The sequence below is a fragment of the Brevibacterium sediminis genome (assembly GCF_024895295.1).
Classification (GTDB): Bacteria; Actinomycetota; Actinomycetes; order Actinomycetales; family Brevibacteriaceae; genus Brevibacterium; species Brevibacterium sediminis.
The window spans coordinates 423257-438861 of sequence record NZ_JAHQRN010000004.1; the positions used below are offsets into that span (position 1 = coordinate 423257).

Below are 15605 nucleotides of genomic sequence, written 5' to 3' on the forward strand. Positions count from 1 at the left end.
CGATACGGGCGAGTAGATTTCGAATACGCACTCACTCCAGTGCGCACATCGCAGTTCATCGACGCGCCGTACCTCGGCCCGTCAGGTCTACATCGGGTGCAGAGATCCCTGCACCGGCGGGAGGAACCATGCCACGCACATTGGCCGAGAAGGTCTGGGCCGATCACGTCGTCTCACGAGGTGTTGACGGTGCGCCGGACCTTATCTACATCGACCTCCACCTCGTCCACGAGGTGACCAGCCCGCAGGCCTTCGACGGACTCCGACTCGCCGGGCGCCCAGTGCGCCGCCCCGACCTCACCATCGCTACCGAGGACCACAACACCCCGACGTGGGACATCGACAAGCCGATCGCCGAACCGACCTCGGCCACGCAGATCAACACCCTGCGCAAGAATGCCGAGGAATTCGGCATCCGCCTGCACAGCCTCGGCGACGCCGACCAGGGAATCGTCCACGTCGTGGGACCGCAGCTGGGCCTGACCCAGCCGGGCACCACCGTCGTCTGCGGCGACTCGCACACCTCCACTCACGGCGCCTTCGGAGCGCTCGCCTTCGGCATCGGCACCTCCGAGGTCGAACATGTGCTCGCCACGCAGACGCTCAGCCTCAAGCCCTTCAAGACGATGTCGATCACCGTCGACGGCGACCTGCCCGAAGGCTCGAGCGCCAAGGACATCATCCTCGCCATCATCGCGAAGATCGGCACCGGCGGGGGACAGGGCTACGTGCTCGAATACCGCGGCTCGGCCATCCGCCAGCTGTCGATGGAAGCCCGGATGACGATCTGCAATATGTCGATCGAAGCCGGCGCCCGCGCCGGAATGGTCGCCCCCGACGAGACGACCTTCGAATACGTCAAGGGCCGCCCCCACGCCCCCGAAGGCGAAGACTGGGACGCGGCCGTCGAGTACTGGAAGACCCTCTACACCGACGAAGGCGCGGAATTCGACGCCGAGGTGGTCCTCAAGGCCGAAGACATCGAACCCTTCGTCACCTGGGGAACGAACCCCGGCCAGGGCCTGCCGCTGTCGGCGAGCGTGCCCAGCCCCGACGACTTCACCGACGAGAACGACAAAGCCGCAGCCGCCAATGCGCTGGCCTATATGGGCCTGACCCCGGGCACGCCGCTGCGCGAGATCGACGTCGACACCGTCTTCCTCGGGTCCTGCACGAACTCCCGGATCGAAGATCTCCGGGCCGCCGCCGAGGTGGTCCGCGGCCGCAAGAAGGCCGACAACGTCCGCTTCATGGTCGTTCCCGGCTCCGCGAAGGTCCGACTCCAGGCCGAAGAAGAGGGCCTCGACGTCATCTTCAAGGACTTCGGCGGCGAATGGCGCTTCGCCGGCTGCTCGATGTGCTTAGGGATGAACCCGGACCAGCTGGCCGAAGGCGAACGCTGCGCCTCGACTTCGAACCGCAACTTCGAAGGCCGCCAGGGCAAGGGCGGGCGCACCCACCTCGTCTCACCGCTCGTGGCCGCGGCCACCGCGGTGCGCGGCACGCTCTCCTCACCGGGCGACGTCGCCGACCTGCCGCGGGATGCCGAACCCGTGGAATGGGCCGACAACCGCCTGTCCCTCAACCTGACACCCGTCTCGGCGAACGACTGACAAAGGAGGACGAGCCATGGAAGCTTTCACCACCCATACCGGCATCGGCGTTCCTCTGCGCCGATCCAATATCGACACCGACCAGATCATTCCCGCGAAGTTCCTCAAGCGGGTCACCCGCACCGGCTTCGAGGACGCCCTGTTCTACCGGTGGCGGTCAGGCGACGATTTCGTCCTCAACGACCCCGATTTCGCATCCGGCTCCGTCCTCGTCGCCGGCCCCGACTTCGGCACCGGCTCCTCCCGCGAGCACGCCGTCTGGGCGCTCAAGGACTATGGCTTCCGCGTCGTCCTGTCCTCCCGCTTCGGCGATATCTTCCGCGGCAACTCCGGCAAAGAGGGCCTGCTGGCCGCCCAGCTCGAACAGGCCGATATCGAACTGATCTGGAAGATCCTCGAGAACCATCCCGGCACCTCGATCACCGTCGACCTGAACGAGAAGACCGTGACGTGCGACACCGTCACCGTGTCCTTCCAGATCGACGACTACACGCGCTGGCGCCTGCTCGAAGGCCACGACGACATCAGCCTCACCCTGGCCAAGGAAGACGAGATCGTCGCCTACGAATCCTCCCGCTTCGCCTTCAAGCCGACGACCCTGCCCGCCAAGGTCTGACCCTCACCTGAGCCGGCCCACCCGTATCGTTTCCACCCCGCCGAGGATGCCCACCGTCACACGTCCGGACGTGACGGTGGGCATCCTCGGCGAATCGGTGGGATACCGTCGGCTGGGTTAGTCTAGGACGGTGCCCGCGGCAATCGTGGGGCACCGTCTCCGGGTGGCATCCCGCCCGGATCCGATCATCGGAATCAGGGAGGAACATGCTCGAAGTACGTGGGGGAAATCCGCTGGACGGCACCGTCCGAGTCCGCGGCGCCAAGAACCTGGTGCCCAAGGCGATGGTGGCCTCTCTGCTCGGTGAGACCCCGTCCGTGCTGCGCGGCGTGCCCAACATCCGCGATGTCGAGATCGTCACCGGACTCCTTGAACTCCACGGAGTCCGCGTCACCTCCGGCCCCGACGGGGACCAGCCCGACGGCGAACTCCACCTCGACCCGGCCGATGTGGCTCAGGGCTCCATCGTCGACATCGACGCCCACGCCGGATCCTCCCGCATCCCGATCCTCTTCTGCGGACCTCTCCTGCACAGCCTCGGTCAGGCGTTCATCCCCGACCTCGGCGGCTGCCATATCGGCGACCGCCCCATCAACTTCCACCTCGATGTGCTCCGCAAGTTCGGAGCCGAGGTCGACAAGACCCCCGGCGGCATAATGCTCAAGGCGCACAGCCGTCTGCAGGGCACCAAGGTCGAACTGCCCTACCCCTCCGTCGGTGCCACGGAACAGGTGCTGCTGACCGCGGTCCGCGCCGAAGGCGTGACCGAGCTGCGGGGTGCGGCCATCGAACCGGAGATCATGGATCTCATCGCGCTGCTGCAGAAGATGGGCGCGATCATCACCGTCGACACCGACCGCGTGGTGCGCATCGAAGGCGTCGACACCCTCCGCGGGTTCATCCACCGCGCCCTGCCCGACCGCAACGAGACCGCGTCCTGGGCCTCGGCGGCACTGGCCACCGGCGGAGACATCTTCGTCGAAGGCGCCAGCCAGCCGGAGCTCATCACGTTCCTCAACGTCTTCCGCAAGATCGGCGGAGAATTCGATGTGCAGGAGAACGGCATCCGCTTCCGCCACCCCGGCGGCAAACTCCGATCCTTTGCGCTGGAAACCGACGTCCACCCCGGCTTCATGACCGACTGGCAGCAGCCGTTGGTCGTCGCGATGACTCAAGCCGAAGGTCTGTCGATCATCCACGAGACCGTGTATGAGAACCGCTTCGGCTTCACCGACGCCCTGCGCGATATGGGTGCGCAGATCCAGCTCTACCGCGAATGTCTCGGCGGCACTCCCTGCCGCTTCGGACGACGGAACTACCAACACTCGGCCGTGATCGCCGGACCCACCGACCTCAAGGGCACCCGCATCGACGTTCCCGATCTGCGCGGCGGCTTCAGCCACCTCATCGCCGCATTGGCTGCCCAGGGTGCGAGCGAAGTCCACGGCATCGAACTCATCAACCGCGGCTACGAGAACTTCCTCGACAAACTCACCGGACTCGGTGCCGAGGTCTCCGCATGAGCGCCGACATCGAACCGGACGCGAACGACCACGATCTCGTCTCCTTCGATCCCGCCTCGGTGCGGTCCCAGAACCGGGCCGGCACCGTCGCCGCCACAGCGGCCTTCGGGCTCATGCGCACGGCCACGAAGATGAGCGTGCGGGGAGTCGAGCACCTGCCGCCGGCCGGCACGGGCATCATCGCCGCCGCCTACCATGCCAACCATCTCGACCCGATCCTCGTGGGGCTGGCGCTGAAGCGCAACGGTCGGATGCCGCACTTCCTCGCGAAGTCGACGCTGTTCACCGGGGTGCTCGGCAAGATCCTCAAGACCATCGGGCAGATCCCGGTGCTGCGCGCCTCGGCCTCGGCCGGGGACTCCCTCGAATATGCGAAGGACGCCCTGGCGAACGGCCAGACCGTCGTCATCTACCCCGAGGGCACGCTGACGAAGGACCCGGAGCTGTGGCCCCAGCACTTCAAGACCGGCACTGCCCGGCTGGCGCTGGAGACCGGAGCCCCGATCATCCCCGTCGCCCACTGGGGACTGGACACGGTCTACCCACGTGGGCAGAAGAAGGTCCGCTTCCGCCCCTTCAGCCATGACTCCGTCGTGGCCTTCGGCCCCGCCATCGACTATTCGGATCTGTGGGATCACCGGGCTGAGAAGAAGACGATGGGAGACCTCTCCCAGCGTGTGAAGAACACCGTGGCGGCGATGGTGGCCGAACTGTCCGAACGCGAACTGCCGCAGCGTTTCACAGCGAAGGAGACTGGCGAATGAGCGTCGACAAGATCACCGTACTCGGAGCCGGATCGTGGGGAACAACCTACGCCGCGGTCATCGCCGACGCCGGATTCCCCGTCACCCTGTGGGCCCGCCGTCCCGAAGTCGCCGAAGAGATCAACTCCACGCACACCAACGAGCGCTACCTGGGCGAGCGACTCCTGCCCGAGGGGCTGAGCGCGACCGCTGACGATATCGCCGCGGTCACCGACGCCAAGGTCATCGTCCTCGCCGTGCCCGCCCAGACCCTGCGGGAGAACCTCACCCGGTGGAAGCCGCATCTGCGTGAGGGTGTGAAGCTCGTGAGCCTGATGAAGGGCATCGAAGTCGACACCGGCAAACGCATGTCCGAGGTCATCGCCGAGGTCGCCGAGGTCGCCGAATCCCAGATCGCCGTCGTCTCCGGACCCAATCTGGCGCGTGAGATCGCCGACCGGCAGCCCACCGCCACCGTCGTCGCGTCCTCCGAGATCACCACCGCCGAGGTGGTCGCAGAGATCAGCGCGAACGCGTACTTCCGCCCGTATACGAACACCGACGTCGTCGGCGTCGAGATCGGCGGTGCGATCAAGAACATCATCGCCCTGTCCGTGGGCATCGCCGACGGACAGAAGCTCGGCGACAACTCGAAGGCGTCGATCATCACCCGCGGGCTCGCCGAAACCTCTCGCCTGGCCGCGGCCATGGGTGCCGAGGCGCACACCCTGTCCGGACTCGCCGGGCTCGGCGACCTCGTGGCCACCTGCGCCTCGCCCCTGTCGCGCAATCGCACCTTCGGGCGCCACCTCGGTGAGGGGATGAGCCTCGAGGACGTCATCGCCCACACCTCACAGACGGCCGAAGGCGTGAAATCCGCTCCCGCCGTCCTCGCCCTGGGTCGACGCAACGGCGTCGACCTGCCCATCACCGAGGCGGTCTGTGCGGTGCTCAGCGGAAAACTGCAGGTTGACGAACTCGCCGGATTGCTGTTGTCTCGGAAGCGTAAGCACGAAGGACCACCCGCCTGATTCACACCGAGTCTCAGGCACCCGCTGGAAAACTAGGAGCACAAATGAGCGCCAACTCACCGTTCTTCAACCTTCCCGAACTTCCCACCTTCACGCTGACGAGCACCGACATCGAAGACGGTGGGGTGCTCACCGGCCCCCAGCTCTCCGGCGCCATGGGCGTGCCCGGCGGTGAGGACGTCTCGCCGCAGCTGTCCTGGTCCGGGTTCCCCGAAGAGACCAAGGCCTTCGCCGTGACCTGCTACGACCCCGACGCTCCCACCGGCTCGGGCTTCTGGCACTGGGTCATCACCGACCTCGACGCCTCGGTGACGAGCCTGGAGGCCAACGCCGGTGACCCGGCCGCCGACCTCCTGCCCAGCGGTGCCGTGACCCTGCGCAACGACGCCGGCGAACCCCGCTTCGTCGGTGCCGCCCCGCCGGAGGGCCACGGACCGCACCGCTATTTCTTCATCGTCACCGCTCTGGCCGAACCGCTGGGCATCGACGAATCCGCAACACCTGCCTTCGCCGGCTTCAACATGTTCTTCAAGGGCATCGGCCGGGCGTGGCTGGAATGCACGTACGAGGCCAAGTGAGCTAAAGTCTTTCAGTCCGCGCACACCTGACCCGCTGTGCGCACCCGTGTCCGGTCCGAGTGCACGGGAGTACCACTTCAGCAAGGAAACTCATGGCAGACAACGATCACCGGCCCCTTGTCGCAGTCCTCTTCGGAGGCCGTTCGAGCGAGCACTCCGTCAGCTGCGTCACCGCGGCCGGGGTGATCGGTGCCATCGACGCCGATGCCTTCGATGTTCTGCCGATCGGCATCACGAAGACCGGTGTGTGGCGGGTCGTCGACGACTGGGCGAGCATGCGCTTCGACCCGCAAGCCATGCCCGAGGTCACGGACAACGGCACCGAGGTGATCCCTCCGGTCTCCGCCGACGGGTCACCGTTGCTGCACCGCGATGCCGAGGGCAATTACACCGAACTCGGTGCGGTCGACGTATTCTTCCCACTCCTGCACGGCCGCTTCGGTGAGGACGGAACCCTGCAGGGACTGTTCGAACTCAGCGACACCGCGTTCGTCGGCTCCGGAGTGTTCTCCTCCGCCGCGAGCATGGACAAGCACTATACGAAGTCACTCATGGCCCACGCCGGAGTACCCACCTGCCCGTGGGAGCTCGTGACCGAGACGATGTGGGCCGCAGACCGCGCGGAGGCGGAGAGACGAGTGGCCGCGCTCGGCCTGCCCGTATTCGTCAAACCCGCCCGTGCCGGATCGTCCATGGGAGTCAGCCGGGTCGCCGAGGAGGCCGACCTCGAAGCCGCCCTGCTCGGTGCCTTCGAACACGACTCCAAGGTCATCGTCGAACCCGAGGTCAGCGGTCGTGAGGTCGAATGCGCCGTGCTCGGTTCCGTCTATGACACGGAGCTGCGAGTGTCCTCTCCCGGAGAGATCCGGGTGAGCGGCGACCACTCCTTCTACGATTTCGACGCCAAGTACCTCGACCTCGCCGCCGCAGAGGTCACCTGTCCGGCCGATCTCGACGAGACGGTGACCGCCCGGGTTCAGGAGTTGGCCGCCTCGGTGTTCCGTCTCTTCGACTGCACCGGTCTGGCCCGCGTCGACACCTTCGTCACGGACACCGGCGAGGTCGTCATCAACGAACTCAACACCCTTCCCGGGTTCACTCCCACCTCGGCGTACCCGTTCATGTGGGCGCAGTCGGGACTCGAATACTCCGAACTCATCGGCGAACTCATCTCGATCGCCCTGATCGACCACGCTCGCGCGAAGTAGAAGCGGACGCCGTGGAGCAATCGCGTCTTCGGTGGGCGCTCTAGCCGGCGATGTCCTCGGCTCCGACGCACTCGTTCTCCGGAGGGAACTTCGACAGGGTCGGTGAGATCGCGGCGAGCACGTCATTGCCTGACTCGGCCTTGCGGTTGACGAGCACCTCGACGGCGGGGGTGCGCCCGTAGCTGGTGAACCTCCACGTCGAATCGTCGTCCTCGACCGGCTTCGAGATCCAATCGACTCCGGACACGCTCACGCACTGATCCGTCGTCGGCCCGGGGGGAGTGACTCCGCAGCGCAGCACCGCGACGTTGGGATCTCCCCACGCCTTCGTGCCCTGCGAGGAGGTCGTGCGTGCCTTCTCACCCGAGATCTCATCGGGCAGGGTGAGCAGGATGTCGGCACACTTCGGATTCGCCGCATCCTTGGCCGGTTCGACGATGACGGTGCGCGAACACCCGGTCACCGCCAGACCGGTGAGTACCGTGGCCAATGCGACGAAGGTGAGAGAACGACGACGGTGCGCGGGCCGGGCGTTGCGGCGCGTCGAAGCAGGGCGAGATCTCATAGGACTACCGTATCGCCCGATAACCTGGAGCCATGACCCGACTGTCCGAACTTGGCGAATCACACATCATCTCCCGCGTGCTGGGCCGCAACCCCAGCAGCACGCACGTGATCGTCGGACCCGGAGATGATGCGGCCGTGACCGCACCTGAGGGTCGACTCGTCTCGACCGCGGACATGCTCGTGGAGAACGAGGACTTCACTCGCGAGTGGTTGGACTGGAAGAAGCTCGGAGCCAAGGCAGCGGCCCAGAACCTGGCCGACGTCTGTGCCATGGGAGCGATGCCGCACGGACTGCTCGTTTCCGTCGCCGTTCCGGATGACACGGACATCGTCTGCCTCGAAGCCCTGTACTCCGGGCTCTTCGACGAAGCGGAACGAGCAGGAACGGCTTTGGACTGCATGGTGCCGATCATCGGCGGGGATCTGTCGTCCTCGGGTCTCATCGTCATCGCCATCACCGCTCTCGGGACGGTGGGGGAGGAGTCCGCAATTCTGCGCTCCGGAGCCCGGCCCGGAGATTCGCTCTACCTGGCCGGAACGGTCGGTCGATCCGCCGCCGGACTCGACCTGCTCTTCGCCGGAGCGCGACCTGACACCGCCGGACCGGAACTCCGCTCGCTCATCGACACCCAGCTGGCGCCACAGCCTGACTACGGTGCGCTGCGCACGGTCGGGGCGGCCTCGGCGATGATCGACGTCTCCGACGGGCTCAGCCTCGACCTCGCCCGGGTGGCGACCGCCTCGGGGGTGGGAATCGACCTTGACTGTTCCCTGCTGAGCGACCTCGTCGACCCGCTGCTGCCCGCAGCCGAATTCGTGCTCGAAACACGGGCGACTGGAGGGTCAGGCGACGGGGTCGGAAAAACGGAGGTGGCCGCGACGGCAGAGGATCTGGCGCTGTCCTGGGTGCTCGACGGGGGAGAGGACCACGGCTTCGCCGCGTCTGCGCCGCCGTCCGCCGTGCCTGGAGTAGGCTGGCGGAGAATCGGTGAGATCCGCACCGGACACGATGTCAGCCTCGACGGCACACCCGTGCCGGCGAGCGGTTTCAGCCATTTCGGGAAGTGACATGAGCAACGCCATCAGCCTCAACGGTCGTCTGGCCGCCCGCTGGGCCCGCCGTGCGGTCGACCGGCTGCGCAAGGAACGCACCGAGATCGACGAGCTCAACGTCTTCCCCGTCCCCGACGGCGACACGGGCACGAACATGTACCACACCCTGCGCGCCGCCTACCTCGCCGTCGAAGAGCTCACCGGCCCCGTCACCCTCCCACAGGTCGTCGCGGCACTGGCCGCCGGAGCCGGACGTGGTGCGCGCGGCAATTCCGGGCTCATCCTCGCTGTCGCTCTGCAGGGCGTCGCCGATGCTCTGGCCGGAGTCACCGTGGCCACGGCCGACGCCATGGCCACCGCCCTGGAGACCGCGTCCGACCGGGCTCGGTCCGCCGTCGCCCGACCCGTCGACGGCACCATGCTCACTGTGCTCGACGCCATGGCCACCGAGGCCCGCGAACGTGCCGACGACGGAGCCTCCCTGATCGATGTCATCGCGGCAGTGCGGGAACGCTCCCGGTCCGCCCTGCGGGAGACCACCGGACAGCTCACCGTGCTGCGCGAAGCCGAGGTCGTCGACGCCGGATCGACGGGAATCGTCGAACTCTTCGACCTCCTCTACGCCACCGTCACTGGCCGCACCCCACAGGATTCGATGCTCGCCGAGGTAGCCCGCGCCCCGAAGATCATCCACGAAGCCACCGCCGACGAACTCGAGATCGTCGCCATCCTCGCCGACACCCCCGCGGACTCGCTCGCCGAGGATCTCGACCGCCTCGGCGGGACCTCGATCGTCATCAACGCGGCCAAGGTCCACGTCCACGTCGCCGACGAAACGACCGCCGCGACCGTCATCGACCGCCTCGGCGAATACGGGATCGCCCGGCTCGATATGGAAGACCTGCGGATGCACGAGGAGGAGGGCGAGACGAAGCTCATCGCCCTGGTCAAGGGCACGGGACTGCTCATGCACACCGCGCTCAACGGGGCCACGGCGCTGACTCCGGAGGTGGGGGACCTGTTCGAGACGATGTCCGAACTCATCGCCGCCGAGGACCGGGAGGTCATCGTCATCCCCAGCTCCACCTCGGCGCTGAAGTCCCTGGCAGGGCTGGGGGCACACGTCGTGCGCTCCCGCAACGTCGGCACCCTGCTCTCGGCCCTGGCCGTCTACGATCCGTTCGCCCCGGCGGGGGAGATCTTCGCCGATATGACCGAAGCGGCCGCGGGCACGAGGGTGGGCACGATCTACTCGGCCGATCAGCTCGCCACCGACCCTCCGACGGGGATGCTGCCGGTGATCCGCGAGGACGAAGGATCGACTTCGGATGGCGTTCCGGGCGCTGCCACGGCTCTCGGTCCGGGTGGGGGCACGGCAGTGGCGGCTCATCCGGCACAGTTCTACCGGGTCTTCATCGAAGGCCGCGCGAAGACCCAGAGCACGGAGCTGCGGACCTTGGTGGAGAAGCTCGCCGATCGGCTGCTCGGTGCCGGGGGAGAGCTGCTCACCGTCGTCCACGGACCCGACTGCGCACCGGAGGTGCTCGACCACCTGCGTGACTGGATCCAGAAGTCACACGAGACCGTCCACTTCCAGGACATCGATGCCAGAGACTCCGGAGTGCTCGTGATCATGGGGGTCGAATGACGACCCGGCTCGAAGACAACTTCCGGCCCGCCGATCGGAAGAACTTGGCCCAGCGCGGTGTGCATTCGGTCACTGACCTGCTCCGCTTCTTCCCGCGGCGCTACCTCGTCCCCGGGGAGCGCACGGAACTCGGGGATCTGCCCCTGGGGGAAACCGCGATCATCCAGGCCGAAGTCATCCGGGTGGAGACGCGGCGGATGAAACAGCGGAAAGGCACGATCACCGAAGTCATCGTCCATGACGGGAAGCAGTCGATGAAGATCGCGTTCTTCAACCAGTATTGGTTGGAGAAGTCGCTGAAGCCGGGTCTGACCGTCGTCTTCGGCGGCAAGGTGGAGTCGTTCCGGGGGCAGCTGACCCTGGCGTCTCCGGTGTGGCTCAACCGCACCGAGGATGACCATGAGTGGACTCCCGAGGACCTCAACTCGCCGTTCCCCATCTACCCGGCCGTGAAGAAGATCGCGCAGTCCCGGCTGTGGAGCTCGATCAAGACCCTGCTCACCGTCGCTGGGCCCGAGGAGTTCGAGGATCCGCTGCCGAAGGGGCTGCGGGACGCTCATGAGCTGCCGGACCTGCGCACAGCTCTCGAAGACATGCATCGACCGCGGAAGATCGAGGACGTCGAACGGGCCCGGCTGAGGTGGAAATGGGAAGAGGCGCTCGCCCTGCAGACCGAATTCGCCGCCCGCAAAGCGAAGCTGGCCGACGAAAAGGCGACGCCGCTGCTCACGCAGGGGACGAAGAGCCGCCGGTTCGACGAAGACCTGCTCTTCACCCTCACCGCATCCCAGGTCAGGGTCGGCGAGGAGATCGCTGAGGACATGGCTGCGGACCGGCCGATGCACCGGCTCCTGCACGGTGACGTCGGTTCCGGTAAGACCCTCGTGGCATTGCGGGCCATGCTCACTGCGGTCGACTCCGGTGCCCAGGCCGCCATGCTCGCCCCCACCGAGGTGCTCGCCACTCAGCATTTCCATTCGATCCAGACATTCCTCGACGAGCAGATGGCGCTGTCGCCGCTGCTGGCTGACGACGACCAGGTGACGGTGGCGCTGATGACCGGGTCGATGCCGGCGAAGGACCGTCGCGAACTCGCCCTCGACCTCGTCGCCGGGAACATCGACATCGTCGTCGGCACGCATGCGCTGCTGTCGGAGTCGACGATGTTCTCAGATCTGGGTCTCATCGTCGTCGACGAACAGCACCGCTTCGGTGTCGAACAGCGGGAAGCGCTGCGTGCGAAGGGCGGGGACACCACCCCGCATACTCTCGTGATGTCGGCGACGCCGATCCCGCGCACAGTGGCGATGACGGTCTTCGCCGACCTCGATATCTCGACGCTCGACGAGATGCCGGCGGGGCCGAAGGACATCGCCACCCATGTGGTGCCGATCGTCGACCAACCTGCCTGGTACGTCCGGGTTCGGGAGCTCATGCGGCAGACCGTCGAGGCTGAGAAGGGGGTCTTCGTCGTCTTCCCGCGAATCGAACCGACGGATATCGAAGATCCGGAGTCCGGGGACGTAGTCGGACAGAAGCAGGGCATCGAAGACATCACACGGAAGCTGTCTGAGACCCCGGAACTGGCTGGTCTGAAGTTCGGTCTGCTGCATGGGCGGATGTCGACGGCGGAGAAGGACCGGGTGCTCGCGGACTTCGTCAAAGGCGACATCGAGATCCTCGTCTCGACGACGGTCATCGAGGTCGGCGTCGACGTAGCGAGGGCGACGATGATGGTCATCATCGAAGCCGAGAACTTCGGGGTCGCACAGCTGCACCAGCTGCGTGGACGCGTCGGACGTGACGGCAGCTCGGCCCTGTGCTTCCTGCTCACCGAGATGAGTGCTGAGGATGAGAGCTATGGACGGCTGCAGGCCGTGGCCGAGACGCTTGACGGCTTCGCTCTGGCCGAATACGATCTCGACGCCCGAGGCGAAGGCGATGTGCTCAGCGGCTCCCAATGGGGCGGGTCGTCGCTGCGGCATCTGTCGATCCTCCGCGACTCCGAGATGGTCGCCGAAGCGAAGACGATCGCTGAGCAGATCGTCGCGGTCGACCCGACACTGGAAGCGGTGCCCGCGCTCAAGGCCTTCATCAGGCGCGTCCTGCCCGAGGACGACGCCCACTTCATCGAGGCAGGCTGAGGGAGCAGATATGAGAATCATCGCCGGCGCACATAAGGGCGCCAGACTGTCGTCACCGTCGGGGGCGAACACCCGGCCGACGTCCGACCGCGTCAAGGAGTCCCTGTTCTCCATGCTCGACGGCTACGGGGTGCTGCCTGCAGCGAACGTCCTCGACCTCTTCGCCGGTTCCGGTGGACTCGGATTCGAGGCGATGTCGAGAGGCGCAGCACAAGTCGACTTCGTCGATTCATCCCTGGCTGCGACTCGCGCTCTGGAATCCAATGCGGACAAGCTCGGTCTCGACCATTCGGCCGAGGTCCACACCGGGGACGTGCTCCACTTTCTCGCCGGACTGCCCGGACCGGAGAATCCGGAGTCACGCGTCTTCGACCTCGTGTTCATGGATCCGCCGTACCCGTTGGGAGAGGACGCTGTCACGCAGATCCTCAGACGGCTGAGCACACACCTGGACATGGAGTCCATCGTCGTCGTCGAACGTGCCGCGCGTTCGCCGGAGCCGACGATGCCCGACGGGCTGGAGGTCTTCCGTTCGAAGACCTTCGGCGAGACCGCGATCCACTTCGTCCAGTTGGTCGGGGAGCCGGACGAAGTGAGCGCCGCAGAGGATTAGAGCACGCTGGAGAGGAATTTGCGCGTGCGTTCGTGCTGCGGGTTGTTGAAGATCTGATCCGGCGGACCCTCTTCGAGCACCTGACCACCGTCGAACATCATCACGCGGTGAGAGACGTCGCGGGCGAACTGCATCTCGTGTGTGACCAGCAGCATCGTGATGTCCGTGGTCTCGGCGATATCGCGCAGCACTCCGAGCACGTCCCCGACGAGCTCGGGGTCAAGCGCCGAGGTGACCTCGTCGAGGAGGAGGATTTCCGGGTTCATCGCCAGTGCTCGGGCGATCGCCACACGCTGCTGCTGACCGCCGGAGAGACGAGTCGGGTGAGCGTCGGCCTTGTCGGCCAGTCCCACCCGTTCGAGCAGCTCCTTGGCTTCCTTGGTGGCTTCGACCTTGGACTTGCCGAGCACATGGACAGGGGCTTCGATGATGTTCTCGAGCACGGTCATGTTCGGGAACAGGTTGAACTGCTGGAAGACCATGCCGATGCGCGTGGTCATCTCACGCGTGCGCTTCTTCGGCAGTTCCACGCGTTTGCCGCCGCGGTCCTCGTGCGTCAGCGGCTGACCGTCGACGAAGATATATCCGCCGGTGAGCTCCTCGAGCGTCATCACCAGGCGCAGGATCGTCGTCTTGCCCGAACCGCTGGGCCCGATGAGGGTGACGCGTTCGCCGGGAGCCACCGTGAAGTTGAGGTCCTTGAGCACGGTGGTCGGCCCGAAGCTCTTCTCCACATCCTTGAACTCGATCGCCGGGTGTGACGATGCGGAGGCAGTCGTTGGGGTGTTCTCAGTAGGTGGCAAGGCGTCGATCCAATCTCTGAATGAGCAGTGAGGTCGGGTAGCTGGCCGCGAGGAAGATGATGCCGGCCAGTGTGAAGGCTTCCGTGTAGGCGAAGGTCGAACCGCCGAATTCCTTCGCAGCAGTGACGAGCTCGACGACGGAGATCGCGAACAGGAACGGAGTGTCCTTGAACATTGCGACAGCGTAGTTGCCCAGCGACGGGATGGTTGCCCGCAGCGCCTGCGGCAGCACGATCGCAGTGAACGTGCGCACCGGCGGCAGCGACAGCGCAGTGGCAGCCTCGAACTGTCCCGGCGGCACGGCATCGATTCCGGCGCGGTAGCTTTCGGACATGTACGTCGAATAATGGATGCCGATGACGATGAAGCCGATCACCAGCGCGGGTACATCGACGAGTCCTGGAATATCCGCGAACGCGTAGTAGACGAACAGCAGCTGGACGACCAGCGGGGTGTTGCGGATGAACGCGACGATGAGCCGGACGAGCCAGTTGATCCACCGTGGGAGGCCGCGGATGGCGACGGCGAGGATGAGTCCGAGAACGACGGCGATGGCGGTGCCCACGACCGTGGCGATGAGAGTGTTGATGAAACCGCGCAGCAGGATCGGCAGTGCCTCGGCGGCGAATTCCCAATTCCACATCAGAGGTCACCTCCCTGCCCGGGGAACGGGCCTTTGGTGTGGTTGGTGCCTTCACCGGCGGCAACGTGTGACTTGAGACGGTCCTTGCGCACGGCGTCGGCACGGGCAGCACGCCTGGCCTCACGGCGATCGGTGCGAGAGTTCGGGCGACGGCGGCCGAGAGCTTTCGTCGCTCTGCGTTCGAGGAAGTTCATGAACTCCTGGAGCAGCCATGCAAGTGCGAAGTAGATGAGGAGGCTGATCGAATAGGCGAACATCGTGTCACCGGTCGACTGACGCAGCTGTTCGGTTTTGTCTGTGAGGTCGGAGAGCGTGATGAAGGAGACGACCGCCGTGCCTTTGAGCAGCTGGATGAGCAGCGTCGCCAGGGAAGGGATCATCAATGCCCAGGCCTGCGGGAAGATCACGCGGACCATTCGACGGGTGGGGGAGAGGCTGAGCGCGATCGCTGCTTCCCACTGACCGGGTGCCACGGTCTTGATCGAGGACCGGACCACCTCGGCGGAATATGCTCCGTAGTTGAGCGCCAGAGCGGCGACACCGCAGGCCATGGGGTCGAAATCGACGCCGAGGAGCGGGAGCACGTAGAACAGCCAGAACAGCTGCACGAGCAGAGAGGTGCCGCGGAAGAATTCGACGACGATGCGAGCCGGAATGCGCAGCCAGGCGCTCGGCGAGGTCATCGTCAGTCCGAGGATGAGTGCGATGATGACGGCGCCGATGCTGCCGGCGACCGTGAGGATGATGGTTGTCTGAACTCCCTCCCACAGCTGTGGGAGGAAGTTCAGCAACGTTGTGACATTGTCATTCATGGTGCGTGAC

The 15605-nt window shown here is 65.8% G+C and carries 15 protein-coding genes; 11 read left to right on the forward strand and 4 right to left on the reverse strand.

Going from position 1 to position 15605, the window contains the following annotated elements:
* Positions 1 to 128: 128 nt before the first annotated feature.
* The 7 genes from leuC to KTJ89_RS11930 all read left to right on the forward strand — a co-directional run bounded on the left by leuC (position 129) and on the right by KTJ89_RS11930 (position 7312).
* Complete coding sequence (gene leuC / locus KTJ89_RS11900; RefSeq protein ID WP_139468837.1) at positions 129 to 1613, forward strand: 3-isopropylmalate dehydratase large subunit; 1485 nt, start codon at positions 129 to 131, stop codon at positions 1611 to 1613.
* Positions 1614 to 1629: 16 nt separating this feature from the next.
* Positions 1630 to 2229: a 3-isopropylmalate dehydratase small subunit gene (gene leuD / locus KTJ89_RS11905; protein WP_139468836.1), complete on the forward strand. Its 600-nt coding sequence runs from the start codon at positions 1630 to 1632 to the stop codon at positions 2227 to 2229.
* A 206-nt stretch (positions 2230 to 2435) separates the two neighbouring features.
* The gene (gene murA / locus KTJ89_RS11910) at positions 2436 to 3752 is read left to right on the forward strand and encodes a UDP-N-acetylglucosamine 1-carboxyvinyltransferase (protein WP_259357880.1); all 1317 of its coding nucleotides are present in this window, start codon (positions 2436 to 2438) and stop codon (positions 3750 to 3752) included.
* The gene (locus KTJ89_RS11915) at positions 3749 to 4516 is read left to right on the forward strand and encodes a lysophospholipid acyltransferase family protein (RefSeq protein WP_139468834.1); all 768 of its coding nucleotides are present in this window, start codon (positions 3749 to 3751) and stop codon (positions 4514 to 4516) included. The genes murA and KTJ89_RS11915 overlap by 4 nt, the downstream gene beginning before the upstream one ends.
* Entirely contained in the window at positions 4513 to 5526 is a 1014-nt protein-coding gene (locus KTJ89_RS11920; protein ID WP_259357881.1) for an NAD(P)H-dependent glycerol-3-phosphate dehydrogenase, read from the forward strand. Before KTJ89_RS11915 ends, KTJ89_RS11920 begins: the two co-directional genes overlap by 4 nt.
* Before the next feature lie 44 nt (positions 5527 to 5570).
* Positions 5571 to 6104: a YbhB/YbcL family Raf kinase inhibitor-like protein gene (locus KTJ89_RS11925; protein WP_259357882.1), complete on the forward strand. Its 534-nt coding sequence runs from the start codon at positions 5571 to 5573 to the stop codon at positions 6102 to 6104.
* Positions 6105 to 6196: 92 nt separating this feature from the next.
* Positions 6197 to 7312: a D-alanine--D-alanine ligase family protein gene (locus tag KTJ89_RS11930; protein WP_259357883.1), complete on the forward strand. Its 1116-nt coding sequence runs from the start codon at positions 6197 to 6199 to the stop codon at positions 7310 to 7312.
* A gap of 40 nt (positions 7313 to 7352) precedes the next feature.
* Here the strand turns inward: KTJ89_RS11930 and KTJ89_RS11935 are convergent, their stop codons facing one another.
* On the reverse strand, positions 7353 to 7877 hold the full coding sequence (locus tag KTJ89_RS11935) for a DUF3515 domain-containing protein (protein WP_139468830.1): 525 nt from the start codon (positions 7875 to 7877) through the stop codon (positions 7353 to 7355).
* Positions 7878 to 7909: 32 nt separating this feature from the next.
* Between KTJ89_RS11935 and thiL the strand changes: the two genes are divergently transcribed.
* From thiL to rsmD, 4 genes are read left to right on the forward strand one after another with little or no spacing between them, the layout of a single operon-like run.
* Entirely contained in the window at positions 7910 to 8947 is a 1038-nt protein-coding gene (thiL, locus tag KTJ89_RS11940) for a thiamine-phosphate kinase (RefSeq protein WP_259357884.1), read from the forward strand.
* Position 8948: 1 nt separating this feature from the next.
* Entirely contained in the window at positions 8949 to 10580 is a 1632-nt protein-coding gene (locus KTJ89_RS11945; protein ID WP_259357885.1) for a DAK2 domain-containing protein, read from the forward strand.
* Positions 10577 to 12724: an ATP-dependent DNA helicase RecG gene (locus KTJ89_RS11950; protein WP_259357886.1), complete on the forward strand. Its 2148-nt coding sequence runs from the start codon at positions 10577 to 10579 to the stop codon at positions 12722 to 12724. Before KTJ89_RS11945 ends, KTJ89_RS11950 begins: the two co-directional genes overlap by 4 nt.
* A 10-nt stretch (positions 12725 to 12734) precedes the next feature.
* Complete coding sequence (rsmD, locus tag KTJ89_RS11955; RefSeq protein WP_172171269.1) at positions 12735 to 13337, forward strand: 16S rRNA (guanine(966)-N(2))-methyltransferase RsmD; 603 nt, start codon at positions 12735 to 12737, stop codon at positions 13335 to 13337.
* Here the strand turns inward: rsmD and ehuA are convergent.
* Genes ehuA through ehuC form a run of 3 tightly spaced genes read right to left on the reverse strand, consistent with a single transcriptional unit; the run spans position 13334 to position 15595 of the window.
* Positions 13334 to 14140 (reverse strand): ectoine/hydroxyectoine ABC transporter ATP-binding protein EhuA, encoded by an 807-nt coding sequence (gene ehuA / locus KTJ89_RS11960; protein ID WP_181272006.1) that lies wholly within the window; start codon positions 14138 to 14140, stop codon positions 13334 to 13336. The genes rsmD and ehuA overlap by 4 nt on opposite strands.
* Positions 14127 to 14783 carry an ectoine/hydroxyectoine ABC transporter permease subunit EhuD gene (ehuD, locus tag KTJ89_RS11965; RefSeq protein WP_259357887.1) on the reverse strand — a complete coding sequence of 219 codons (657 nt, stop codon included), beginning with the start codon at positions 14781 to 14783 and terminating at the stop codon, positions 14127 to 14129. The genes ehuA and ehuD overlap by 14 nt, the downstream gene beginning before the upstream one ends.
* Positions 14783 to 15595 carry an ectoine/hydroxyectoine ABC transporter permease subunit EhuC gene (ehuC, locus tag KTJ89_RS11970; RefSeq protein ID WP_259357888.1) on the reverse strand — a complete coding sequence of 271 codons (813 nt, stop codon included), beginning with the start codon at positions 15593 to 15595 and terminating at the stop codon, positions 14783 to 14785. Before ehuC ends, ehuD begins: the two co-directional genes overlap by 1 nt.
* Positions 15596 to 15605 lie beyond the last annotated feature (10 nt).

Bases quoted from the DNA above. Each gene is read 5' to 3' on its own strand.
- leuC (WP_139468837.1), top strand. From the start codon at position 129: ATGCCACGCACATTGGCCGAGAAGGTCTGGGCCGATCACGTCGTCTCA.
- leuD (WP_139468836.1), top strand. From the start codon at position 1,630: ATGGAAGCTTTCACCACCCATACCGGCATCGGCGTTCCTCTGCGCCGA.
- murA (WP_259357880.1), top strand. From the start codon at position 2,436: ATGCTCGAAGTACGTGGGGGAAATCCGCTGGACGGCACCGTCCGAGTC.
- KTJ89_RS11915 (WP_139468834.1), top strand. From the start codon at position 3,749: ATGAGCGCCGACATCGAACCGGACGCGAACGACCACGATCTCGTCTCC.
- KTJ89_RS11920 (WP_259357881.1), top strand. From the start codon at position 4,513: ATGAGCGTCGACAAGATCACCGTACTCGGAGCCGGATCGTGGGGAACA.
- KTJ89_RS11925 (WP_259357882.1), top strand. From the start codon at position 5,571: ATGAGCGCCAACTCACCGTTCTTCAACCTTCCCGAACTTCCCACCTTC.
- KTJ89_RS11930 (WP_259357883.1), top strand. From the start codon at position 6,197: ATGGCAGACAACGATCACCGGCCCCTTGTCGCAGTCCTCTTCGGAGGC.
- KTJ89_RS11935 (WP_139468830.1), bottom strand. From the start codon at position 7,877: ATGAGATCTCGCCCTGCTTCGACGCGCCGCAACGCCCGGCCCGCGCAC.
- thiL (WP_259357884.1), top strand. From the start codon at position 7,910: ATGACCCGACTGTCCGAACTTGGCGAATCACACATCATCTCCCGCGTG.
- KTJ89_RS11945 (WP_259357885.1), top strand. From the start codon at position 8,949: ATGAGCAACGCCATCAGCCTCAACGGTCGTCTGGCCGCCCGCTGGGCC.
- KTJ89_RS11950 (WP_259357886.1), top strand. From the start codon at position 10,577: ATGACGACCCGGCTCGAAGACAACTTCCGGCCCGCCGATCGGAAGAAC.
- rsmD (WP_172171269.1), top strand. From the start codon at position 12,735: ATGAGAATCATCGCCGGCGCACATAAGGGCGCCAGACTGTCGTCACCG.
- ehuD (WP_259357887.1), bottom strand. From the start codon at position 14,783: ATGTGGAATTGGGAATTCGCCGCCGAGGCACTGCCGATCCTGCTGCGC.
- ehuC (WP_259357888.1), bottom strand. From the start codon at position 15,595: ATGAATGACAATGTCACAACGTTGCTGAACTTCCTCCCACAGCTGTGG.